Genomic DNA, 23469 nt, shown 5'->3' with positions numbered 1-23469 from the left:
TGCTACCGTAATAGATTTAAGCCACTTGGCAACATGACTTTAGTAAGGGAAAACATCGATATCATTTGATTGTATCCTATGAAAGCCAGTAACAGCTTTATGAAATACTCAGTTTGAAATGAAAAAAACGAAAATAACATATTTGAAAATCTTGAACTCGACGGTACTGTTCCTAATGCTGTTGTATATCGTGTATAGGGATGTAATAACCCCGAAAATCAATTTCATTCCAGAACTTACCGTGGAACGATTGAATGTGGTAGGTTCCGACAAGAATCATTACATGGTTTTAAGCAATCCCGAGCGACAGGCTTTGGCCACAACCAACGGAGTTGTGAACGATCCCGATTCCGAAAGAGATCTGCCGGGCATCATTTTTTTCAACAGGGTTGGAGACGAGGTTGGTGGCATCTATTATGATGGTACCGATACTGAAAATATCGCGGGAATAACATTTGACCAGCAAAAGAATGACCAGATTATGGCCATCATGAAAGACGAATACAAAGACGGCGATAGCTGGAAGCGATGGTACGGTATGTTTTTCAGGGAACGGGCAGACTCCGTACGTGTTGAAAAACTATATGCGGATTTCGCTGAAAAAACACAGTCTTTTGACGAGAAACGTAAAAGGGAAGAATACCTAAAATTCAAAAAATATATTGATGAAAACATCAACAAATACCGAATGTTTTTAGGCAGGGAGGAAAACGGTGATATAGGCCTCTTCCTTTATGATTCCAAAAGCCGGATGCGTATTAAACTTCACGTTGACGATTCCGATAACGCACGGCTAGAAGTATTGGATACCCTTGGAAATTCAATGGATTTGCTGAACTCCAACACGTTCAATAGCATTGGAATAACCAAAAAATAGTGCTGTAAAAGCAGCCCTTGAATTTTATCGAATTACTTTACGCGTTTGTACTCCAAGCCCGGACCGTCACATGCCTGCCAAGTTCCTAGTAGTTTATTTTCTTCTTGAAACCACAAGACTTCCTTTTGATCTATAGAACAGCTACCAATAATAGGATTATGGGTATTGTAGACCAACTCTAGATAATTTCCATCATTTTCTTCAACTATTTTATATGTCCCCATACCTTTGGACTTCTTTCCATTTTGGTTTCGATATTTGACAAACTTACCACTTGATTCAAGAAGATAATATTCTTGCCAGGCCATATTTTCTCCCGTAATTTCTGAATCGGCCATTTGCCCGGTCATCTTCACAAGCATCCATTTTTGAGGGTAGTTTGAAGATTTAACCTCCTTTTTCATAGAGCAGGACAATATTACACAGATGGCACACAACAGAAGAGTCAATTTTTTCATAATAGGTATCATAAATAGTTTTCCACAAAAAATTCTATTTTCTTTTCGGGCGCTCCATGTTTTCTTAAAAAGATAATGGTGGCTTTATCGCCAACTTGTGATAACGTTTTTTTGTATACATCACATTATTCGAGCTGTTCCCATTGACTGAAATAATTCTGTCCCCCCTTCTTAATCCCAGACCGTAAGCAGCGGATTCTAAAATTATATTCCCCACCACAATTTCTGAACCCACTGTTCTAAGCTCGATACCCGCCGAAGGAAATTCAAACGAATCTTCAAAACGAGCATTGGGTTTGAGATATAGCATCTTTTTTCTATAATCCAAGATGATGTGGAATCTGGAGATGACGTTGTTTCCCAATATTCCAAGATAGCTGCCCGTACTGAAAACTCCGGAATCGCTTTCAGGGATACGAATTGTCATTTTTCCCAAGGAGAAGCGATTTAGTTGTAATCCGGCAATAGTACTTATTGCATAATCCAGAGGTTTATGTAATCCTTTCCCGCTAAATTTGGCAGTTTTGCCCAGATGGTCCATTATTTTGTTGCTGTTCACGAATTTCTGCGATACACTGAGGGTTAGACCAGCTCCTGTATCAAAAAGAACAGGACCTTTAAAGCGTTTACCATTTTCTAATGTTAAGGAGATATCAAATTGAGGAATTTTGGTGTCGTTATCGAATTTGAAAGGAATAGCCGCGTAATCATCTAGGTCTAGACTCTTTGCCTTTCTGAAGAGCACTAGTTTCTGTGACGTATAATCGATTTGAACGACATATCGCTTGAGCATGTCGTAACCGATTATTCCTTCGTACTTTGGGTTCAACCGTGACAAATCGGATAAGATAAAATGTATGCTTTTTAACGTGATATCTTTTGAGAGGTAGAGCATTTGATTCGAAACATATTCCAAAGACTTTTTACTTCCCCCACCGGTCACCTCGACTTCACCGTCGGCTTCGAGCTTCATTTTCCGGGCCACTTTGATATCCAAGACGGATGGTTCGGAACCGGTATCGAAAACAAAATTTCTTGGTATGCCTCCACCGTCCTTGATTTTGATAATGATATGCCCATTATCGATTTTAAACGGCAGCTCCGCTACTTGAGATTTTAGGGATAAACTTGCTATGCTAAAAAGAAGTAAAAAGACAAACCGAAAATTCATAACGCCATGGTGATTTTTTCCTCTGTGCCTATAAGTTTTGTGTCTCCAGCCAAGTTCCTAGAATATTGTTGAACTTTTCAGGGTGTTCCATCATTGGGGCATGGCCGCATTCAGCAATCCAGAACAGTTCCGAGAATGGCATTAGTTCATTGAATTCCAAGGCAACGGCAGCGGGTGTTACCGTATCGTTTTTGCCCCAAATGATACAGGTCGGGATATCCAAATAAGGAAGATCACCTGCCACATTATGCCGAATCGCACTTTTGGCTAGGGACAATGTGCGGAGTAATTTTGAATTGTCATTGACCATTGCAAATACGTCATCGACAATTTCCTTCGTCGCCATGGTGGGGTCAAAAAAAACCTCTTGCGTGCGTTTTTGGATGTAGTTATAGTTGCCCCGTTTGGGATACCCTCGCCCCATAGACCTCTCATAAAGCCCGGAACTTCCGGTCAGTACGAGAGCTTTTACTTTTTCCGGAAACAGCTTAGCATACATGAGGGAAATATGGCCGCCCACAGAATTTCCGATCAACGTAAAACTATCCAGTTTTTTGTAAGCTATAAAATTCTTTAAGTAATGGGTAAGACCGACCACGTTGGCTTCCGAAATCGGCATGTTCAAAACGGGAAGCTCCGGTACGATTGCCCGATATCCTTTTAGTTCAAAATGGCGGACAGCACTTTGAAAATTGCTCAGGCCGCCCATGATACCGTGAAGAAAAATAAGGGTATGGCCTTCGCCCTTTTCCGTATATTGATAATGTGCCAATTATCTTATTTTAGTGTTTTTAAGGGATGCAGAGGATGTCTTCATAATTCGATTACGTTTTGTTATTTTCTGTCGTTTTCAATAATCAGTTATTTTCTATTCTCTTTCCCGTAATCTCTTGCCCCCCTTGGAGCAATGTCACACTGGCTACTTCGCCGTTTTCATCGGTATTAAAAGTAAGTTGGGCTTCTACCACTTTTAAAAAAAATACGTTTTCAGATTTGGGGTAAATCGGAAATTCCGGCTGCCCCGTTGCCTGTGCTTTTATTTGGTTTCCATCTTTTCTGACCGAGAGGATAAAGCTCGGGGCCAGCTCATACCGGCCCACGTAGCTTTCCAGTATCGAATTATCGATTTTAATATCACCTACTTGGGTTTCTGTATTTATTCCCAACTCTTCCAGTTGCTTTATGGCCCTTTGGTTATCAGGATGTATGACAATTGCTTTCTTATAGTTTTCTATGGCCTTTAATGAATCGCCTTGTTTTAGTAATACATCCGCGTAACTAGCGAAAGCACTGGAAGAAGTTGGATGGGCCTCAGTATTCAATTTGGTCAAGGCCAGGGCTTCCTTTAATTTATCCGAAGTAAAATAGCTATAGGCCAGATTTTCTAGCTCATTTTCCGAAAAGTTATAATCCTCCGCATTGTTATTTTTTAAATCCCAATAAGTAGCAACTGCTTTTTCTATCCCTTCTGCATCTATCGTCTTCTTTATTTTTATGACAATGGATGGTTTTACTTCTTTCAAAGGAGATTTGGAATTCAGAAGATGTAGACCGATATCGTCAATGCTAGCATTGGAGTTCGACAAGACGACCACTCCTTTCTTACCATCCTTTATAAAGCCGATAAAAGTGCTATAACCGCCCGTACCCCCATTATGCCAGACTACTTCATCGTTGTCTGCGGATATTAAATGCCACCCCAGACCTACCATAGGCTTGGCTCCTTCTTTACGCGAATTGGTATGGGAAAGTCGCATTGCTTCGTCTAATGGACTATCGTCGACACCCATATTGAATTTTAAAAATTGAACCATGTCCATTGCCGTAGACCGAATGGCACCCGCTCCAGCAAGTGTTTCGAAATCCCAATTTGAAACTTCCACTCCCATACTGTGTCCAACGGCAAGCTTTCTCCTCATCTTCGGCGAGAGCGTGATTTTCGTTTCTTTTAACCCCAAAGGTTTTGATATACGTTCTAACAATAGTTCTTCATAGCTTTTCCCTTTTCTTGATGCCAATACATGCCCTAACAATCCTACTCCATAGTTAGAATATTCATATTCCGAACCGATGTCCCTATGGGGTTCATATCCATTCAAGAATTCGTAAAGCCGCTCTTTTGAATAGTCTGAAAAGGGATTATCAGGATTCGAAGGGCTAAAATTATCGGGCATACGGGGAAGGGAGGATGTGTGATTGGCGAGGTGAACCAGTTTAATGGTTTCCCCATTTTGGACAGGGGCCGTTATTCCTTGGGGTAGGTATTTTTGAAGCTCGTCATCTAGTTTGACCTCGTTCTTTAATACCATATCGGCCAATAAAAGACCGGTGAATGTTTTTGAAATCGAACCTATTTCAAAAACCGATTTTTCGTTGACCGGTTCGTTACCGTTGAGAGACCGAGCACCATAGCTGTAATACGAAACATTTTCACCGTCAATTACCCCGATTACTATCCCGGTATTGACACCGTTATCGATGCGTGTACCGATAGTTTTTTGAATCTCTTCCGAGATGATTTCCTGTGCGTGGGAATCGCCCATTGACCCAAGAAAATATATGAGAAGTGTCAACGTATATGCAAAGGAGTTGTTTTTAAAAACTTTAGAATAATTTTTTATTTGTGCCATGTATTAATAATCTGATTTTTAATTAATTAAAGAAATGCAAAGTAAAGTAGTAAGGTAAAATCGGCTTTGTCAAAAAATCTTTTTTTTGAAAGCTTTGGATAATGCATTCGATGAAATCAAAGGGGATTCGTTTTTTCTTGAACGTATCCACAATCCTATTTTAAAATGTTCTTTTCGAACCAGTCCTCGTAACGAACAAGATATACTGATCACTACAGGCTAGAAACTGAGCGAATGATAAAAGGCCTGTTTACAGGTCAATCAACGAGTGCTGATGCATCAGCTTTTATTGCGTTCAATTTTATTATCATCTCTTTTACCACATCGAAACTTTTGTCACTTTTTTTATATTCCTTCAGTAGCTCTGGTTGGTCGGATAGCAATGATTCGATGTTTTCTTGGGTAAGTATCGTGGTCAATCCCGATTCGGAGTCCAGTATTATACCTCGATTTTCCAATGAAGCCAACGCCCCTATCCATCCGAATGCCAATCCCATTCCCGGTAAGGTGAATTCATCTTCAAAGTAAATATACCTTCCCATCGTTTTTGATTTAAGAAAGTACTGGGCACTGATGAAGGTTGAAGCACTTATATAAACCGATTTACCATCAGAAAAACCAAAAAGGTTTTTAATTCTTTTTTTGGTTCCCTTTCGATATATCTGATACCTATCTAAATCCTTTGTTCTCTTTATGTTCTTGATGTCGTATTCAGTATCCGTGACTGGGGAATTACTCACCATATTCTCGAAGCTCAGGTAAAGTCCCCTCTTTAAATGATTTCCAGTGGTAAACAAGTGTGGTTTTTGTTTGCTCCGGCCAAACCGCATATTGGTATTTTTCCAATCGGACTTTGAGAATTGATAAATACAATCTGTAAGGGCGTCCGAGATTCTCTCATGATGCGTTTCGGTCAGATCCAAGCCCTTTTTTTCTACAACACTCGAAAATGTTCCCAATGAATAATATCTTGAATCCCTTAGCCGTAGGAATTCCAACACCACTTCGCATCTTCCAAGCTCGTAAAATGTTGAAATGCTCTCCGACACGAATAATTTTCTGACCCGAACGGTCAGCGGGATGCGCGTTTCATTTTTTGGCAATAAAACATTAAGGGTATTTGTCAAGTGGATTACAAAATCTTCACTGAATTTCGCCGGCACCTCTGCATCAAAGAGTCCCTTAACGGCCACTCCCACGCTACCTTTATAGCGCCTGAAATCGACTACTTCCGAGACATAAAACTCCTGCTCCTTTAATTGTATTGGTTCTAGAGTAATGATATACGGTTCTTTCTGACTGTTAGCGATTAACTGTGCCATCATAAAGACTAGGGTGATTATAGCTTGTCTAAATGATATTAAGCTGTCCCGAAAAGTCTTGCTGGGCAAAGTCGTTTTGAAAGAATTTTTGATCATAAATTTTCAATTGATTATGGGATTTCAAAGTAACTTAGAAAGGCAACTGAGGGTTTTTCAGGAAGCTATATTCGAAACCACGGAGAAGCTTGAAATCAAATCTCCCCTACTCATAGGAAGAATTCTAAAGCGATGGATTTTGGTCGTTGTAGACGGATGGTATATTCCAGACCTCTACTATTTTCTTATTGACGATCCGCCAAACCAAAATTGTATCTATTTCAATCTGATTCGCATAGGTATTCATACGGTTTTTTACGTGCATCATTACCAATTCGTTACCTACTGTGATGGTCCTGACCGGTATATATTCAAATGATCCCCGTGTTATAATATCGAGTACTTCAAACAATTTTATAACACCATTGATACCTTCGTAATCACCGGCGATATCTGGAATCATGGGATTGAAAAAACGCCAAATTACTCGTGGCGAAAATTTCTTGTTTATGCTAAGTTTTTCCTTAAGATTTACTTCTTCAAGTAATTTGATATTTGGGTGGATTCTATCTTTCCCTGACCCTAAATCTTCGAAAGCTATAGGCAATAGTACATTTTTGGTTCCTGAAAATTTCATAACAGCATACTAATAATTAAACATGGGAATACAGTAGGTTGTAATCGTCCTATTGGGTGTAGGTATGTTCAAAACGCCGCGCAACCGCACGGCGTTTCAACTCAATTAACCAAACCAAAACAATTACTATGAAAGCACTTATTTTTTCATTTGAGGCTATCCTAATCCTTCTCAACGGTAATGGTCACCGTGTATTTGGATGTAGATTTATCTTCTGCCGTAACAGTGTAGACAACCGGCTTGGAAAAGTCTTTTTCCGTTTTACTTTTCGGGTTTACCGAGGCCTTATTCGATACGGTGATGGTCGGTTTCAGTTTGGTCAATGACATGCCCTTCGGCAATTCTGCCTTCACCGTTTTGGCAGTTTTATTGATAACCGCTTTAACATCTTTGGATAAGGAATCGTGCTCCTTCGCCAAGAACGTAAATGCGGTAATCGCTTTTTCACTGCTCTTTTTAACATCGTCGCCGTCATCGTCATCGCTACAGGATACAACTACCAAAAACAATGCAGCTAATAACATACTCATCTTTTTCATACTTACTCTTTTTAAGGTTAATACTTATTATAAATTTCAGGGTAAAACTAAGTTGAAGTCGAAGCTCGTCAGTTGTCAAAAAATCAAGATTTTGAAATAGATATCTTCTTGTCAAGAAACCTATTCTATCTTTCAGAAAAAGGACTTTTTGACAACCTCCCAACTTAGGCAAAAGGTTACTTTATAAGTTATGGAATGGACAGAAGTCGTTAGATTATGTTTTAGCAATCGACGTTTCGTGACGAAAATTCATTTGTTTAAAAAATTCTATCTCGAACTTTCTTGGGAAAGAACTTGAGATGGATTTTATGCGGTCTATTGAATTCTATATTAGACTTCCGCCTACTAATATAAATGCAAGTAAAAATTTCGTGGAAAAGAAAATGTGCAATAAGAATGTCTCAATTAATAAAAAAGTAGAAGTCACCTTGACCAAACCAGCACTTTACAAGGATTTTCAGGAGAAGAATACTAAGAACACTGGGTATTTCGCCAAACTTGATCGACCCTTAATTTTTAACTACGACTTACGGGGCTTCATTGATTATGTCGAAAAACAGAGGGGATAAAATCACCTCATATTGGCTTGGCCAAGGTATATCTTTCAAAAAAGGAAAAGGCCAATTTTTTATACAAACTTCTCGTTGGCGAGCTATCCTTCCTTTTTTATATACTTTGCCCGTATCCACCGATTGACAGGCTCGGTAAACCAAACGTGTAAAGCTTTTGCCAGAAGTGCCGATCCGATAATCACGGTGAGGTACATCACGTATATCCATTCCGATGAAAGATCCATTTTCTTGAACAGCGATACCCCCGCAATCACTACAAACATATGTGTCAGATACATTTCATAACTCAATGCTCCCAAACTTCGAATGCCGCCAGACCAAAATTTTCTTTTATGTTTTCCGCAATACAGCCGATAATGCATCCATAATAGAACAAGGCCGACACCTAGGGCCAAGAGGGTGATGTTGAGACCTACACCTACCAAGCCCGCTCTATAAACCTCACCTCGATAAAACAGTGTAAGCACGAGCAGTATGCTTCCCAACAGGCCAAAAATTCTGGCCCATATTCTACCGAAATTTATTCGATAGGCGAACATTGCGACCAAACAGCCGATGGCAATGGCATCCAAAAATGCAAGGTGATTACGATCGCCCAACTCGTTATTGGGAATCATGCCCGTCCTCGCCCAAGGCGAAATAAAAAGGAATACCGTTATCAAAACTGCAAAATGCCATTCCTTCCGTGCCAACAAGCACAGCAACGGAAAGAAAAGATAAAATACTTCCTCAATCGATATGGACCAAAGTACGTCCCAATTTGCGGGAAGATAACCTACCTTGATTTCGAGCCAATTGATATGAAAGGTCAATGCCGCAAAAATCGCCCGTCCGAGCGACACCTTTTCCGAGGGAATCGTAAAACTGGGCACGTTGCAGAGATGCAATGCTGCCAAAACGACCAACAATGCCAACAAAAGGGGCATTATACGTGCAAATCGCATGATATAGAAGTGCTTCGTATCGACTTTGGTCAGATACTTCCATTTGTGCAGCGCTGAACCTGTAATGAGATACCCCGATACCGTGAAAAATATAATCACTCCGTAAAAACCGCTCCAAAAAAACAGATTGTACCATCGTTTAGGCAACCATTCCCCGATTGCGGTTTCCTTGAAAGGGACCTGTATATTCAGGTGCAACAATATTACCGCAAGTATGCAGAACCCCCGAAGTATATCTATTGCGGTATTTCTTTTTAGAGGTCGGTACGTTGCATGCCTTTCAATCATGCCCTGACCGTTCTTTTAAAAATGGCAAAAGATGTTGGGAATAGTAAGGCTCCTGGGTACACCAGAAGATATAGTCCAGACCTATTTCATTTTCGCCGAAGTTATAGATTTCCTCAACCCGAACCCGCTTGCCGGTCTTAGGGTTCGGTTCCTCATAATTGCCCCATTGAACAGCAATACCGGTCTTGATAAGATTAGAGTATTCTTTTAGGAATTTATAACTGTGGTTCATTTGAGACTTTTTGTAGATTTTGATATCGGGACCTCCCATGCCAACATCGTGATGCGCTGCCGTTTCATAGAGACTTTCAAGATAACCCTTATCTTCCCAGGGCAACCACTCACCGGGCATATAGTTGGCGTATTGAATCACCGTAGTGTTCGGAAAAGCCTTTCGCAATACTTTCATCTGTGTCGCGATGGTATTTGCATATCGTTCAGGGGTAAACCCTTCGGGATACAGTCTGCCGGTCTCACCAAAACCAACGATGGATTCGGGAAGGTTAATTCCCTCGATCTTACCATCGAAATGCTCGCCCAGGGCATGCAACAATCTGTAGAAACGTTGTGCCACAGTATCGTCCCACCTACGGGCTACGTAACCATCTTGTCGAATGATAGAATCACTTTCGGTGGTAAGGTACTGAATGGCAACACCACCGCTATAGATAGGGTCTTTCAAAATATAATTCGGTACGTTAACAATTAAAGTGTCAAAACTAACATCCTGCACTTGAATGAAAAGCTTTTTACCTTTTTTGGTCAAAAAGGCCAAATCTTTATCGATTTCAGAAAAATCATAGGTGTTCTTTATGGGTTCCAGTTCCTTCCAACTATATTTCAGTTGTGCACCAACGCATGCGTCACATTGTAGAAAACTTCTTTCTTGAATCCGGTGTCTATCGATATTAAAAAAAATATAGTTGTTGAGCATCTTTTGCCCCACAACAAAATTCAGAACAAGTAAAATGGGTATAGTAACTATCTTTTTGGCCATAGGAGTTGAATACCAAATTCTTTGAAAAATTTAAAAAATAATGACCAAGCTCTCGGCCGACAAGCGACAAAGAGCTTGATTCATTACCCGTTGTTTATGGTTCACACTTCGCTTCAGGATCTTTTATGAGCGTAAACGGATCGACGTCAAGATCACAAATTTCCTTTGGAATCAAAGTTATGTTGTTTTCCTGTATGTTAAGCTCCACTAAATTGGCGAGCATTCCCAATTCTTCGGGCAACTCTGTCAACTGGTTTTTTTGAAGTTTTAAGGATTTAACCGCGGTAAGGTTGCCAAGTTCCGATGGGATTTGAGTCAAGCGGTTTTCATCGACCCGCAACTCGTTCAGCTTGGTCAGATTGCCTATTTCCTTTGGGATGCTCGCGATGTTGCACCAGCCAAAACTTAAGTAATACAACTCGGTCAGATTGCCGATGCTACTCGGGATTACCTCTAACTGTCGGCTACCATATACGGAGAATACCAACAAGCTTTTGAGATTTCCAATCTCCGTTGGCAAGCTCCTTAAATCATTGAAGGTAAGGTCAAGTTCGATAAGTAAACTTAGCTTTCCTATGGAAGCTGGTAATTGCTGGATATCGTTGTTATGGAATTGCAAAAGTTTCATTACGGTCAGGTCTCCTATCTCTTCTGGAAGAAAAGTTAATGAATTGTGGGTCATGTCCATAGCCTCAAGTTTCTGGAGTTTGCCGATTTCTGGGGGTAATGAGGTGATACCCTGTTCCACCAGCTCAAGCGTGCGAAGCTCAGAAAGATGGCTAATAAGAGGCGTCATGACCGACAGTCCGTTGTCCCGCAATGCCACACGTACTACCCTTTCGTTTTCTACTGTAATTCCCTCCCACTCATCAATTTCTTTTGAAAAATCCCAAGACAGGGTATTGTTCGGATTCAACTTATACCAAGCGATCAGCACGTCCCTATCGGTAATCGTGGTATTTACGGTCAGGGTTACCGTGTACGCCCGGGTACTTCCGTTGGCAGCAGTTACTGTGTAGACCACCGGACTTGAGAAGTCCGTTTCGGTTTTGCTTTTCGGGTCCACCATTGCGAAATCTGATGCGGTTATGGTGGGTTTGAGTCCCGAAAGATTAGTGCCGAAAGGAAGTTCACCGCTTATGGTGCTAGCATCTTGATTGATTGTTGCCGAAACATCTTCGGACAGTCCCTCGTTATCCGCCGCCGGGAATACAAACGATGTAATCTGCTTTTCGTCGGATTTCTTGACGTTTACCGTCACGGTGTATTTAACGGTAGTGTCATCCTCCGCGGTCACGGTGTACACAACAGGGCTTGTAAAATCCGTAACTTTTTGATTTTCGGGATTTACAGAGGCATTCTCGGAAATGGCTATAGTAGGCCTTAATGCAGTAACTGAAGTTCCTTCCGGCAGTTCTACAGTTATTGTTTTTTTATCTTGATCAATGCTGCCTTTACTGTCCGCGGATAGGACATCATTGTCTTTGGCAAGAAAAGAAAAAGCGGTAATCGCTTTTTTATCACTTTTTACAGGTTCATTGTCGTCTTCCTTATCACAGGATATCAAGGTAAAAAATAGAAGACATACGCACATCAATAGATTTGACTTTTTCATGGTAGTAAGATTTGGATTACTAAAAATTAACTCCAAAAATAAGAACGGATTGGACTTAACCATTTGTCAAAAAGTCATTTTTTATCGAACCGACACAAACCCCGCGAATAGAGATAAACATTTTGAGCAAAAAATACTGAGATATTGATTTGGTTTGCGATATTCCCGGCATTCCTTAAATATTCAAGTAAGTGGCACTATTTCATAGTATAAGTAAAGGTTACTTCAGATCGGATAACTTTTCCCTGCACATCTTTAATCTCAAAATCATCCGATACAGAGAAAAACGATTCTTCCCTATTTAGGACAATGTTCATATTGCGAATGTTGCATTCTGTAACAAAACTGAGTGTTTTTCCCGAAAGTCTCCAAGTCCCATCGGATTCCGATTTATTTTTACAGGCCAAGGTATCATTGCCTCCTCTTATAAAAGTATACCTCCGATTGTTAGCGAACGTATATATTCTATCATTTTGACAATCGGTGTATTGGACGAAGATATCCTTGATCGGATTATCCGCATCGTCATCCGTAAGATCGACTTCTTTTTCTGAGACAATTCCCGAAAGCATCCACTGCCCTACCAGCTCAGTCTCGTTTTCTTTTAATTCACCTTCAAAATCCTCTATACATACAATCTCGTTATCATCAGATAGGCACCCAGTCAATAACAAGCTGAGAAAGGCGGCTAGGCTCATGAGCAATTGTCTTTTTTTCATAATTGTGAAGAATATTTTGTTCTTTTTAACTATTGATTTTCTAAGCTATACGAGAAGTAAAATTATATGTAGACTAGTATAAACGTTTGTCAAAAAATCTTTTTTTGGGAGGTATACAAAAACTTGATTTTTTGACAAGTCAAATCTTTTCCCTGATTCTATTTTTGATAAAGTTTACCACTTAACAATCAAATCTTTAAGACAACGAGCGATGCCCTATTTATCAATCATTGTACGGGCTGCCTTCTCCTGAGAAGTAATCCCACCGAAGCATAACATTATTTTGAGATATTTTGAATTTATTTTAATCCTAGAAATCGGCATTTTACTCTTACTTTCTTTGTTCGGTAAAAAGCTGCTCAACAGACGCATTGTATCTGCATTTGTCCTGGTTACGTTAGTAGCACATTATTTCCTGGAAGGCATCAGATGGCAGATGTACCCTACCTATTTAATGGCTTTTTTTATACTTCTATTTTACAATCATGACTTTCTAAGAAAACGGAAATGGTATATAAAGACCATTCTGATTTTTTGCTTGCTATTATTAGCGGTATCTGGCGCCGTCGCCAAACTGGTTCCAGTATTTGACTTACCCGATACAACTTCTAGATATGCAGTTGGCACAAGTAATTTTACTCTTGAAGACTCTAAAAGGTCCAATAGAAAGCTCAATATGAAGTTCTGGTTCCCGACCTCTAAAATAGGAAGTCCAGATGGGGTATACAGCGAAAATCCAGTACAGACCTTAGACGGTTTGTTTGATATGCCAGGATTCGTGTTCGGACATTTAAACCGGGTCGAAACTGAAACATACAACAATGCAGAAATCTTAAACGATTCCATAAAATTTCCCCTGGTCGTATACTCTCATGGCGCGGCAAGTTCACATTTAGACAACACAGGTTTGTTACGGGAAATCGCGGGTGAGGGCTATGTGGTGTTGGCTCTAGATCATGATTTTTCGTTCAGCGACTATAATCTAAAAAAATCGGATGCCATGACCCTGGAATATGTAGCCCAGAAAGCATTCATCACGGATTTAATTGACAAAGTCGTTCCGAATCAAGTTCAAGACATTGAATTTATTCTAGGGAACCTTCCGAATTCAAATTACAATTTAGTCGATCACATAAATTTTGAAAAAATTGCTCTGATGGGACACTCCCTTGGGGGAACAACGGCTACCGATGCTAGTTTTAACGTTCAAGGCATACAAGCCATTGTTAATATGGATGGGCCGTTAAATACCGCCAGTATTGAACAGCTAGAGCTTCCTTTCCTATATATGAGTTCCTTTTCTCCGGATATATCGGATAAGTCGCTTGAGGAAAAAGGATTGCCCGATGCCATGCTATATCGGAGGGTCAAACAATGGGAACTTGAAAATGTATATCGATTGCACGATAGAAATACCATCGGGTTTCACTGGGTAAGGTTTAGAAATGCGGGACACATGGATTTTACGGATGTCCCTTTTATGCTCCCGATTATGAAGACTGACAGTTATGACGAGCATAAGGGGCATCTTTTAAAATCATCCGTGATACTTGATTTTATTGATATTCATCTGAAAAATGGAAAAAACTATCAAAAAGTAAAGGACCAATCGTTGGAATGGATAAAATAATGGAGATTTTAATTCGGCACTAACCAGTTTCTGTTCTAGTGCCAAAAAAACTGATTGACAACTATGACAATATTTAAAGGAACGAAAATATACAGTATTCTGACCGGGTCTTGTCCGGTTTGCCATAGAGAAAGTATGTACTTAAGAAAAAATCCGTACCAAATAGCCGAAGTGTTGAAAATGCATGAACGTTGTGGGTATTGCCATACAAAATACAAAATAGAACCCTCTTTCTTCTTTGGTGCTATGTATGTTAGCTACGGGGTAGGCCTTGTATTTGCGGGAATGGTTTTTGTGTTGGTATATCTCATCTTCAATTTTGGCCTGATTACTACATTTATAGCCGTAGTAATTACCCAAATACTTTTGCTGCCCATAATTTTAAGGCTGTCAAGAAATATTTGGATAAACATCTTCATGACCTTTGACAAGAGTATTGGGCTTCAAGATTAAAAGAACTTCAACAGCCCCAAGAATAAGTTTCATCTGATTATAAATCTTTAGCAGCAGTCATTTCGAAATCAATTTCTAAAAATAAGGCAACCTGCATAGAGTTGGTCCACCTACGGATGGAATACCTGCTTACCGGTGAAACCAATCGGCACGTATTGCTATTTGTGCACGGTCTAGGTGCCGATTATCGGCAGTTTGAAAGGCAACATGATTTTTTCAGTAAAGATTTCAAGGTACTCTCTATCAGCCTCCGAGGTCATGGTAATTCGATACTTCATTCGCCCTATGAGCCTAAAGATTTTACCTTGAAAAAAATGGCGAGGGATATTATCATGTTGCTAAATGTTCTTGGTATCGAAAAAGTACATTATATAGGCAACTCTATGGGCGGCAATATTGGTTACGAAATTATACGGTACTTTCCATCGTATGTTGCATCGTTCACAACCTTCGGAACAACTGCCAAACTAAAACCACCAAAGTACCTAATTCATTTGATGGCTATTTTTTATAAACTGATCAGCATAAAGATGATATCCCGTCTGGCAAGTCGGAGCGGAACGACACAATATTCCAAGGATCTAATACGGAAAATGGTAGAAGGGACCCCAAAGTCGACATTTATAAATGCCTTACCGTTACTCTCTGATTTTGATTATCTGCCGGTTATAAGACTTTCTAAAATTCCCACATTGATTATACAAGGGGCAAAAGACACTGAAATCAATAATGTTATTGCCAGTACACTGCACGAATTCGAACGACACGGCAACTTTCAGATAAAAAACATGAAATATGCCGGTCATTTCGCCAATCTTGATAATCCGCAACTCTTCAACCATATTCTACTCGATTTTTTGAATCGAGTTAAAGCTTTGTCTCAAAAGGCTAGCAAAAATTGAATTTTTGACAAACGGTTTGGGTTTAGGACGCTGTAATTTGCCGGCCAATTTGTTTTAACCTTAAAAACCCAAATCATGAAAAACAAAATTCTAGTCTATGGCTATTTGCTTTTAAGCCTAATAGCTTGCAACAACGATGACGACCAAGTCGTACTCAGTGAAGAGAAAAAAATTACCGCGTTCTCTTTTGAATCAGAGGATAACGATATGCTCTCAGAAGATATAAAAGCCAATATTGATGAAGCGAAAAAGACCATTACGGCACAGGTACCTTTCGGAACAAATGTAAAGTCACTGAAACCCAAAATCACCATTTCGGAAAAGGCCAAGGTAAGTCCGAAGGACATGACCGTAGTGGACTTTAGTACGGCCGTGGATTATATCGTTACAGCCGAAGACGGTAGCACTCAAAAGTATAAAGTCAGTGTGGCTATCGACAAATCAACCGAAAAGCAAATCATCGGTTTCAAATTTTTGGCATCGGAAAACGAAGGTATTTGGAAAGATATAGAGGCTGTCTTGAACGAGGATGAAAAGACGATTACTGCTTCTGTTCCCTCAAGCGCTAACTTACCATCATTGAAACCAACGATTATTATTTCCGAAGGAGCAACAATCAATCCTAAACAAAAGGTAGCAACGGACTTTTCCACAGAAGTCACCTATACAGTAACAGCGGAAGACGGTAGTACGGCTATTTATAAGATTAACGTGAATCAAGTAGCACTTACGGATAGAGATGTACTTGAGATGATATACAGTGCCAGCCCAAAAAATAGTTTAAATCGTTTGAATTGGAATCTGGAAGATGAGGATATGTCCGGTTGGGAAGGTGTTACTGTAGAGCAAGGTAGGGTAACCGAGTTGGATTTACCCAATAAAGGTATTACTATCTTACCTTCTTATATTGACATTCTTGAAAATCTCAAAATTTTGGGTTTAAAAGGGAATTCCTTAAAAAGCTTACCTGCTGAGCTGGGCAATCTTCCAAAACTCAAATCCCTTGATGTCAGGGACAACTCCTTAACAGCGTTACCTACTGAAATAGGTGACCTTACGGCAATTAACGAACTGTATGTTTCCTTCAACTCTTTGACCAGTCTGCCCGCAGAAATTGGGAATCTTACAAAACTTCGAATACTCCGTTCTAGGGAGAATTCGCTATCACGTTTACCTAAGGAGATAGGGAATATTAGTAGTTTGGAAATTCTCGATGTATATAAGAATTCAATATTGAGTTTGCCAGAAGAGATAGGCAATCTCACAAATCTTGAAACCCTAAGTTTATCCGAAAATGCCTTAACAGAACTTCCCTCTGGAATTGGCAACCTGACTAACCTGAAAACCCTAAGCCTAGGTGATAACTCCCTATCAAGTCTCCCAGCTGGAATATTGGATAACCTTACTAGCCTTACATTCCTTCGCTTGAGCGATAACTCGCTGACTAACGTACCTTCTGAAATAGATGATTTGGTAAATCTCGAAACGCTCTTTTTACAAGGTAATTCCCTGACGGAGCTTATCCCGGAAATAGGCAATCTCAAAAACCTTAAGATACTAAACGTAAGCAACAACTCGCTAACAGAATTACCAACCGAAATAGGAGACGTTGAGAAATTGGAGGAATTGTTACTTTTTAAAAACTCCCTAACAAATCTACCTTTAGAAATAAGCAACCTCGGCAACCTTCTTATCCTGAACATAATACAAAACCAAATTACCATCATTCCAAAAGAGATTTGTGATATGGAAGATGACGGTTTAAATTTAGCAAGAGACCAAAATGCCCAATGTGAAAGTTAGTTGCCCCAATCGATATCCAAACTTGTATGGTCTGGTTCAATGTCTTAAAATATAGTTTTTCTAGAGGGTTCAAAGACAGGATTAAATGCATTGTTATACAAAGCATCATCCTGTTTTTGTCGATACTTTTTGGTTTAATCTCCTGTAAAAAGAAGAAAAGCGAAACATCATCAAGCCCTCTAGATCCTTACATCTCATTTGTACAAAAGCAGGAAACATCGGCTAAGGATTATGTTCTCCAACAATTCGACACCTATGATTTTGTTGTCCTTGCGGAACGTGACCATAGGGATATCACCCAATATGAATTAATTGTGAAGGTAATTGCCGACTCCATTTTCAAAAGCAAGGTCAAACACATTTTCTTGGAAATTGGTACCAAAAGACTACAGAAAAGAATGAATGCTTTTTTGTCCCAAGAAGGTTTGAGCGATTCCGAAATCGATAAGGAGATAAAGTATATTCAGCGCAATGCGTGGTATTTTCCCGTCTGGGAGAAACATAACTATGCCTATTTTTTTAGGGAACTCTATAAAATCAATCAGACTCTGAAGCCTACCGAAAAGATAAAGGTATATCCATCGGGGCTCACCATGAACTGGAATACTACGAAAACCTTTTCAGATATGAAGAATGCCCATAAATATAGGGCTGTCAAGGATAGCATTATGGCGTTGAACATTATGCACGACATAGACAGCCTTACTGTTCATGAGCCAGGTAAAAAGCAAAAAGCTCTGTTGATTTTAAACTATCACCATGCTTTCAACGATAATTTCACAAGCGAAAATGCCTGTACAAACTATCTGTTCAAAAAATATGGCGATAGAATCACCAATATTTTTATCCATGCCAAAAGCTTTGTAGTATCCCATGAACTGGAAGACTCCGCAAATGAAGGTAAGGAGGTTCCCATCCAAAACGGAAAATGGGATGCGGCCTTTGAGCTTGAGGGTAATCCGAATATCGGTTTCGACTTTGCAGACTCACCTTTCGGCAACGATTATTTTGATTACTATCCTTACCGGGCGAGTGATTACAGATACGCTGATATTTTTAAAGGATACGTTTTTTACAAGCCTATTTCAGAATTCAAATTGGTTTTGGGTTATGATGGCCTATTGGAAGATGGATTCAAGGAAGAATATGGAAGGCGCTTAGAACTCTTCAAGCAATATCGAAAAAATGATTCAACCTTCAAATTGGGCAGTGTCAGCAATTCCCTAAACAGTGTAAAAGAATACCCTATTGAAGATTTGGATACAATCCAGTACTTGATAAATAGAAGAATCGAAGAGCACTTAGAATCAAGGAAAACCTTCAATTAATTGAAAAACAAGAATTTTCGATATGCCCCAAAGTATAATTGAAATTGGAAAAATGATATACATCATCACGACAGGTGGAACTATTGGAGGGCTGGATTATCAAAATCCAAACGAAAAGCCCAAACATGAACCTTCGGTAGTCGAGCATATTCTAAAGGCTGCCAATGTTTCGTTTAACTACGAAATCAGTAGTCTTTTCAAGAAGGACAGCCGCTTTATTATCGTTAAAGACCGTAATTTACTTTCAGAAAAGATAAAGTCATCAAGTACGGATAAAATACTGATTACACACGGTACGATTACCATGGTTGAAACAGCGAAATTTCTAGCCCAAGAGCATCTTGGCAAAACAATTATACTTACGGGAGCTTTTATATCGGGTACCAATGTGCGTTCCGATGCACCCTTTAATTTAGGGTTTGCGATTTCGATAATCGGACGTTTAAGTGCCGGGGTCTATATTGCCATGAACGGAAAGATTTTTGATTGGGACAATGTTAGAAAAAATCCTCAAAATAAGCGATTCGAAACGTTGCCCAGAAAATCATGAAAAATGTTCGGCACCTCAATACATTGGACAACCTTTTTCTATCTTTTGATAGATACGGTCATTGTATTGTTTGCAGTTCTACAGTCATTGCGATTGGAACATTTTGGCTTTAGAAGATATATTATCTTAGGTATCCTTTTTATTGCCTACAATGCCACGGGAGGATTTCTCCCAATGGAAAATTTTCCGGGCCTATTTATTCTTCAGTACATTATCACTTACGGCACGGCCATCGCCCTATGCGTCTACATACTCTATTACCTTTACAAAGAATATGATTTCGCAATATTTGAGCTGTACTGGTCGATTACTAACATTTCTTTATTGTTGGGTTTAGGCTTTATAGCTCTATTTTTAGTCCCATATTCTATTACCGGTTCGCTGGACAAGGCACGGGTTTGTTTTACCATTCCATTTGCCCTCATCGGATTTTATTTCTTAGGTTCTTTTTGCCAACGAATCGGTCGTTTTCCTAAATCTACCTCCTTTGCCTATCGGAGAAGCAGGCTATCGATTACTAGTGCGGGATGCGTGGTGCTACTTCCCTTATTGACCGTCATCGGGGATTATCAATGGTTGACCTTTACGGTAATGAACATTGCGTTTTATACAATTACCGCTATCGAAATTGATAGGTATCTGTACTTTTTGGAAAATAAGTGCAAGATGCTTGGCGTAATCTCCTTCTATGAAAATAGGGGCGAATTGCTGCAATCAAAATTGCTTTACAAGAGTCTTACTAGAAGGGAGGTCGAAATCGCCGTATCCATGTTGAGCAATCATACCTATAAACAAATAGCAGAAACGTTTTTTATCGCCGAGCGAACCGTTTCGAAACATGCTTCCAATATTTTTAAAAAGACAGGTGTAAGGAATAAAACGGGATTCTTATCTAAATTTGGAAGTAAGAAAAGATAGTCTTCTAACTTCTTAACTGGTAGTTTCCTAAAGTACGTACAAAAATACGTTTACTGCAGTAAGTAAATACGCCATTTCTTAACATCTCTTAGTGCCATATTTACGTATTTTTATTCTCATACTTTCCGACCAAAAAATTGCTGAAAACAGTGAAAAATCCATACCCCTTTTGCCCACTTCATATGGGGCCACACTTTTATTGGCTTTCGCCACATAATTTGAACTTGTTCCCCATAGATGGTAGGCTCTAAACTTAGAGTATCGACTTTCTATGGAATATCTGGAACTCACGGAAAAATTGCACAGCGAACTTGACCAGGTACAAGTTGAGACTTCCAATGTCAACAAAAGGGCTTTGAGATCCATTCTAATATGCCGTAAATATCTTTCGTTGCTTAGAAAGAAAATGGTGGGAAAAGGATTTAAAGCTTCAAAAGAGGAAATACGGTTTTTTAAGAAAATCAAGCCCATACCGCTGTCACAACTCATTTACCACACTGAAATTCATAATTTTGAGTTATCCTTTCCGGAAAACTGCATACAGGTTCAAAAGAAGTACATCAAGAAACACCTGAACTATTACAATTCCTTTTTCCTTCGAAATATCGATTTTGGACAGTACATCGAGTTGGGCTGTACCCACTTTGACTCATATTACTTTACAAGAGTGTCCATCAATGAAATGCCCGTAGCACCTTCAAGACTCTATTTGCAAGACCCCGAATTCAATACCCCAAAGGATGCTTTATTCGCACAGTTTAAGGCGTATGGCCTAATGGTACGCTACTTAAAAGAGAAATTGTCAAGTATATCCAGAGAAGCAGGAAATTCTGTTCCGATACAAAGTTTCGACCTAAAATGCACAGCATCAAAAACCGATATCGTTGAACTTACCTATTCATTGATTGCATCCGGTGCGGTACAAGGCGACATTAAAGAACTCATCAAAGCCTTTGAAATGATTTTCAACATGGACCTAGGCGATTTTTATAGAACTTTTATTGAAATTCGCAATAGGACGAATGACCCTACCAAGTTTTTGGATACCTTAAAAATGGCTCTTTTAAGGCGCATGGAAGAAGTGGACAATTAATTTCCGACCAGTTGCCAAATGTTAAAAAAACACCCAAGTTGGTACCAACTTGGGTGTTGGCCTTTATATCCGAAAAAGAAGTTTTTTTCTGCTAAATACCCCATTTTGAAGTGCCAAATAGCAATAAAATCGTAAAAGTAAAATGATGTTAAATTTTCTCCCAACTTGGGTTCACCTTGGGAATAAAATCAATTAATCCATCCCAATTTTGTAGAACGAAAGTCAAATCGGGTCAGGGGCTATCATTTAAAAAGCGTAATCGTTGATAGCCCCTTTCTTAAAAAATGTTCTACTATGCCGACAAGCATCATCACTACGGATGACCTTCGAGAATTCAAACTGGAACTGCTCGAAGACATCAAAAATCTATTGACCCAGCAAGCAACCGGAAGGCTTAAAAAATATCTCAAATCTTCCGAGGTCATGGAAATGCTCAAGATCAGTCCGGGCACACTCCAAAATCTTCGTATCAATGGTACGCTCCCCTACTCCAAAGTGGGTGGCATCATCTTTTACGATATCGATGAAATCCAAAAGGTAATGACCGAGAACCGCATCTACCACAAATACGAATAGCGATGTATGAACTATATCACACATCTCAATACGGTCTTTCAACAATTTGCCATAGACTCCCGATTGAACCCAACGCACATCAGCCTATATATGGCCTTGTTCCAATTTTGGAACATCAACCGGTTTCCGAAAAAGTTCCATATCAACCGTGAAGAAATGATGCAACTCTCTAAAATAGGCTCGAAGGCCACCTACCATCGCTGTATCAAGAATCTTAGCGACTGGAAATACGTGCATTATCTACCCTCGCATAATCCCTACAAAGGCAGTCAAATCAAGATGTTCATTTTTGGTACAAGTAGCGAAACAAGTTCCGGTACAAGTAGTGACACGACTACCGAACCAAGTAATGAACAGGTTGTGGTACAAGCATTGGTACCTAATACAAACTATTCTAAACAAATAGAAAACAGTAGTAAACCTAAGCTACCAAAAAATGAAAAAGAGGTTTTGGAATTTTTCAAAAAAAGAAAATGGCCATTTATCGAGGCCAAAAAATTCTTTAACCACTACAATTCCATCGGATGGAAAGTCGGTGGTAAAATAAAAATTTTGGATTGGCATTCGACGGCAGAAAACTGGATGCTGAAGGCCCAAGAAATAAAAACGGCCAATGGCCGATCAAAAAATGAACAACAAAATTCATTGGAACATGAAGATTTTCTCAAGACGAAAAAGGAAAAAAACTATAGTGAACCCCTCTAAATGGCAGAAAGAAGACCACATATCATTATCGAGGGCAGTTTGGAATATGCTCTGGGAAGTTTTGATGGCCGTAAAATCAGCTATGATTTCCCTAAAATCCTGACCTATCTGGATGCCAAAGGGAAAATGCTCTTTGGCAAAGAATTCAAGATATACGAGGAGGACAAACCCATTCTTTTTAAACTAAGCAACTACTTTATTCGTGATTTCGAGAATTGCAGAAAGGAAGGTATTGACCCGGACAAGGGCATTTTGCTATCCGGCCCGGTCGGATGTGGCAAAACCAGTCTAATGAAATTGCTCCGGCACATCGTTCCCCATCGAAGACCGTATGAAATCATTCCGGCCAGAAATGTTGCTTTTGCTTTCAATCATGTGGGCTACAAAATTATTGAGGATTATGGAGATGGTAGCTTTTACTGCTTCGATGATTTGGGCGTTGAACCCATTGGACGCCACTTTGGAAAGGACTGCAATGTGATGGGGGAAGTCATCCTTTCCCGCCACGAGCTCTATTTGAAACGCAAAATTCCTACACATGCCACTACCAACTTGAATGCTGCGGAATTAGAGGAACGCTATGGGGAACGGGTCCGCAGTAGAATGCGCCAAATGTTCAATCTGATCGCTTTTGATAAGAGTACCAAGGATAAAAGAATTTAAAACTAGATTCCTGCTTTCACAGGAATGACATATACGAACATAC

At 39.6% G+C, this 23469-nt stretch carries 23 protein-coding genes; 12 read left to right on the top strand and 11 right to left on the bottom strand.

What is annotated here, in order from left to right:
* Nucleotides 1–118 precede the first annotated feature (118 nt).
* A complete protein-coding gene (locus ACKWBX_RS07065) occupies nt 119–877 on the top strand; it encodes a hypothetical protein (RefSeq protein ID WP_413967943.1) in 759 nt (252 codons plus the stop codon).
* A gap of 32 nt (nt 878–909) precedes the next feature.
* On the opposite strand, the gene ACKWBX_RS07060 is transcribed toward ACKWBX_RS07065, so the two are convergent.
* From ACKWBX_RS07060 to ACKWBX_RS07010, 11 genes are all read right to left on the bottom strand, one after another.
* Nucleotides 910–1281: a hypothetical protein gene (locus ACKWBX_RS07060; protein WP_413967942.1), complete on the bottom strand. Its 372-nt coding sequence runs from the start codon at nt 1279–1281 to the stop codon at nt 910–912.
* A gap of 118 nt (nt 1282–1399) precedes the next feature.
* The gene (locus ACKWBX_RS07055) at nt 1400–2506 is read right to left on the bottom strand and encodes an aspartyl protease family protein (RefSeq protein WP_413967941.1); all 1107 of its coding nucleotides are present in this window, start codon (nt 2504–2506) and stop codon (nt 1400–1402) included.
* Between the two features lie 28 nt (nt 2507–2534).
* Nucleotides 2535–3278 carry an alpha/beta fold hydrolase gene (locus tag ACKWBX_RS07050; protein ID WP_413967940.1) on the bottom strand — a complete coding sequence of 248 codons (744 nt, stop codon included), beginning with the start codon at nt 3276–3278 and terminating at the stop codon, nt 2535–2537.
* An 85-nt stretch (nt 3279–3363) separates the two neighbouring features.
* A complete protein-coding gene (locus ACKWBX_RS07045) occupies nt 3364–5136 on the bottom strand; it encodes a serine hydrolase (protein ID WP_413967939.1) in 1773 nt (590 codons plus the stop codon).
* Between the two features lie 257 nt (nt 5137–5393).
* Nucleotides 5394–6461, bottom strand: coding sequence for a hypothetical protein (locus ACKWBX_RS07040; RefSeq protein WP_413967938.1), 1068 nt, complete (start codon nt 6459–6461; stop codon nt 5394–5396).
* A gap of 217 nt (nt 6462–6678) precedes the next feature.
* Nucleotides 6679–7131 (bottom strand): hypothetical protein, encoded by a 453-nt coding sequence (locus ACKWBX_RS07035; protein WP_413967937.1) that lies wholly within the window; start codon nt 7129–7131, stop codon nt 6679–6681.
* Nucleotides 7132–7292: 161 nt separating this feature from the next.
* On the bottom strand, nt 7293–7670 hold the full coding sequence (locus tag ACKWBX_RS07030; RefSeq protein WP_413967936.1) for a DUF5018 domain-containing protein: 378 nt from the start codon (nt 7668–7670) through the stop codon (nt 7293–7295).
* A gap of 652 nt (nt 7671–8322) precedes the next feature.
* On the bottom strand, nt 8323–9474 hold the full coding sequence (locus ACKWBX_RS07025; RefSeq protein WP_413967935.1) for an acyltransferase family protein: 1152 nt from the start codon (nt 9472–9474) through the stop codon (nt 8323–8325).
* Nucleotides 9467–10471, bottom strand: a complete 1005-nt coding sequence (locus tag ACKWBX_RS07020; protein WP_413967934.1) for a hypothetical protein — start codon at nt 10469–10471, stop codon at nt 9467–9469. Before ACKWBX_RS07020 ends, ACKWBX_RS07025 begins: the two co-directional genes overlap by 8 nt.
* A 94-nt stretch (nt 10472–10565) precedes the next feature.
* Nucleotides 10566–12086, bottom strand: coding sequence for a leucine-rich repeat domain-containing protein (locus tag ACKWBX_RS07015; protein WP_413967933.1), 1521 nt, complete (start codon nt 12084–12086; stop codon nt 10566–10568).
* A gap of 197 nt (nt 12087–12283) precedes the next feature.
* On the bottom strand, nt 12284–12805 hold the full coding sequence (locus tag ACKWBX_RS07010) for a DUF5004 domain-containing protein (protein WP_413967932.1): 522 nt from the start codon (nt 12803–12805) through the stop codon (nt 12284–12286).
* Between the two features lie 283 nt (nt 12806–13088).
* On the opposite strand from ACKWBX_RS07010, the gene ACKWBX_RS07005 reads away from it, so the two are divergent.
* From ACKWBX_RS07005 to ACKWBX_RS06955, 11 genes are all read left to right on the top strand, one after another.
* Nucleotides 13089–14435 carry an alpha/beta hydrolase family protein gene (locus ACKWBX_RS07005; protein ID WP_413967931.1) on the top strand — a complete coding sequence of 449 codons (1347 nt, stop codon included), beginning with the start codon at nt 13089–13091 and terminating at the stop codon, nt 14433–14435.
* Nucleotides 14436–14498: 63 nt separating this feature from the next.
* Entirely contained in the window at nt 14499–14888 is a 390-nt protein-coding gene (locus ACKWBX_RS07000) for a DUF983 domain-containing protein (protein ID WP_413967930.1), read from the top strand.
* A 116-nt stretch (nt 14889–15004) separates the two neighbouring features.
* Nucleotides 15005–15790, top strand: a complete 786-nt coding sequence (locus ACKWBX_RS06995) for an alpha/beta fold hydrolase (protein WP_413967929.1) — start codon at nt 15005–15007, stop codon at nt 15788–15790.
* Between the two features lie 75 nt (nt 15791–15865).
* Nucleotides 15866–17593, top strand: a complete 1728-nt coding sequence (locus ACKWBX_RS06990; protein ID WP_413967928.1) for a leucine-rich repeat domain-containing protein — start codon at nt 15866–15868, stop codon at nt 17591–17593.
* Nucleotides 17594–17709: 116 nt separating this feature from the next.
* Nucleotides 17710–18921: a hypothetical protein gene (locus ACKWBX_RS06985; RefSeq protein WP_413967927.1), complete on the top strand. Its 1212-nt coding sequence runs from the start codon at nt 17710–17712 to the stop codon at nt 18919–18921.
* Nucleotides 18922–18973: 52 nt separating this feature from the next.
* Nucleotides 18974–19471, top strand: coding sequence for an asparaginase domain-containing protein (locus ACKWBX_RS06980; RefSeq protein WP_413967926.1), 498 nt, complete (start codon nt 18974–18976; stop codon nt 19469–19471).
* A gap of 3 nt (nt 19472–19474) precedes the next feature.
* On the top strand, nt 19475–20389 hold the full coding sequence (locus ACKWBX_RS06975) for a LuxR C-terminal-related transcriptional regulator (protein WP_413967925.1): 915 nt from the start codon (nt 19475–19477) through the stop codon (nt 20387–20389).
* A 271-nt stretch (nt 20390–20660) separates the two neighbouring features.
* Entirely contained in the window at nt 20661–21482 is an 822-nt protein-coding gene (locus ACKWBX_RS06970; RefSeq protein WP_413967924.1) for an RteC domain-containing protein, read from the top strand.
* A 294-nt stretch (nt 21483–21776) separates the two neighbouring features.
* Nucleotides 21777–22058 (top strand): helix-turn-helix domain-containing protein, encoded by a 282-nt coding sequence (locus ACKWBX_RS06965; protein ID WP_413967923.1) that lies wholly within the window; start codon nt 21777–21779, stop codon nt 22056–22058.
* Nucleotides 22059–22064: 6 nt separating this feature from the next.
* The gene (locus ACKWBX_RS06960; RefSeq protein WP_413967922.1) at nt 22065–22763 is read left to right on the top strand and encodes a hypothetical protein; all 699 of its coding nucleotides are present in this window, start codon (nt 22065–22067) and stop codon (nt 22761–22763) included.
* Nucleotides 22764–23426 carry a P-loop NTPase family protein gene (locus ACKWBX_RS06955; protein WP_413967921.1) on the top strand — a complete coding sequence of 221 codons (663 nt, stop codon included), beginning with the start codon at nt 22764–22766 and terminating at the stop codon, nt 23424–23426.
* Nucleotides 23427–23469 lie beyond the last annotated feature (43 nt).

The organism is Maribacter algae, from assembly GCF_047345745.1.
Classification (GTDB): domain Bacteria; phylum Bacteroidota; class Bacteroidia; order Flavobacteriales; family Flavobacteriaceae; genus Maribacter.
The sequence above is the reverse complement of the archived record's forward strand: the minus strand, read 5'-3'. Positions and strand labels throughout refer to the sequence as shown.

Excerpts from the sequence above, each read along its gene's own strand:
- ACKWBX_RS07065 (WP_413967943.1), top strand. The coding sequence starts at position 119 with ATGAAAAAAACGAAAATAACATATTTGAAAATCTTGAACTCGACGGTA.
- ACKWBX_RS07060 (WP_413967942.1), bottom strand. The coding sequence starts at position 1,281 with ATGAAAAAGGAGGTTAAATCTTCAAACTACCCTCAAAAATGGATGCTT.
- ACKWBX_RS07055 (WP_413967941.1), bottom strand. The coding sequence starts at position 2,506 with ATGAATTTTCGGTTTGTCTTTTTACTTCTTTTTAGCATAGCAAGTTTA.
- ACKWBX_RS07045 (WP_413967939.1), bottom strand. The coding sequence starts at position 5,136 with ATGGCACAAATAAAAAATTATTCTAAAGTTTTTAAAAACAACTCCTTT.
- ACKWBX_RS07040 (WP_413967938.1), bottom strand. The coding sequence starts at position 6,461 with ATGATGGCACAGTTAATCGCTAACAGTCAGAAAGAACCGTATATCATT.
- ACKWBX_RS07035 (WP_413967937.1), bottom strand. The coding sequence starts at position 7,131 with ATGAAATTTTCAGGAACCAAAAATGTACTATTGCCTATAGCTTTCGAA.
- ACKWBX_RS07030 (WP_413967936.1), bottom strand. The coding sequence starts at position 7,670 with ATGAAAAAGATGAGTATGTTATTAGCTGCATTGTTTTTGGTAGTTGTA.
- ACKWBX_RS07025 (WP_413967935.1), bottom strand. The coding sequence starts at position 9,474 with ATGATTGAAAGGCATGCAACGTACCGACCTCTAAAAAGAAATACCGCA.
- ACKWBX_RS07020 (WP_413967934.1), bottom strand. The coding sequence starts at position 10,471 with ATGGCCAAAAAGATAGTTACTATACCCATTTTACTTGTTCTGAATTTT.
- ACKWBX_RS07015 (WP_413967933.1), bottom strand. The coding sequence starts at position 12,086 with ATGAAAAAGTCAAATCTATTGATGTGCGTATGTCTTCTATTTTTTACC.
- ACKWBX_RS07010 (WP_413967932.1), bottom strand. The coding sequence starts at position 12,805 with ATGAAAAAAAGACAATTGCTCATGAGCCTAGCCGCCTTTCTCAGCTTG.
- ACKWBX_RS07000 (WP_413967930.1), top strand. The coding sequence starts at position 14,499 with ATGACAATATTTAAAGGAACGAAAATATACAGTATTCTGACCGGGTCT.
- ACKWBX_RS06995 (WP_413967929.1), top strand. The coding sequence starts at position 15,005 with ATGGAATACCTGCTTACCGGTGAAACCAATCGGCACGTATTGCTATTT.
- ACKWBX_RS06990 (WP_413967928.1), top strand. The coding sequence starts at position 15,866 with ATGAAAAACAAAATTCTAGTCTATGGCTATTTGCTTTTAAGCCTAATA.
- ACKWBX_RS06980 (WP_413967926.1), top strand. The coding sequence starts at position 18,974 with ATGATATACATCATCACGACAGGTGGAACTATTGGAGGGCTGGATTAT.
- ACKWBX_RS06975 (WP_413967925.1), top strand. The coding sequence starts at position 19,475 with ATGTTCGGCACCTCAATACATTGGACAACCTTTTTCTATCTTTTGATA.
- ACKWBX_RS06970 (WP_413967924.1), top strand. The coding sequence starts at position 20,661 with ATGGAATATCTGGAACTCACGGAAAAATTGCACAGCGAACTTGACCAG.
- ACKWBX_RS06965 (WP_413967923.1), top strand. The coding sequence starts at position 21,777 with ATGCCGACAAGCATCATCACTACGGATGACCTTCGAGAATTCAAACTG.
- ACKWBX_RS06960 (WP_413967922.1), top strand. The coding sequence starts at position 22,065 with ATGAACTATATCACACATCTCAATACGGTCTTTCAACAATTTGCCATA.
- ACKWBX_RS06955 (WP_413967921.1), top strand. The coding sequence starts at position 22,764 with ATGGCAGAAAGAAGACCACATATCATTATCGAGGGCAGTTTGGAATAT.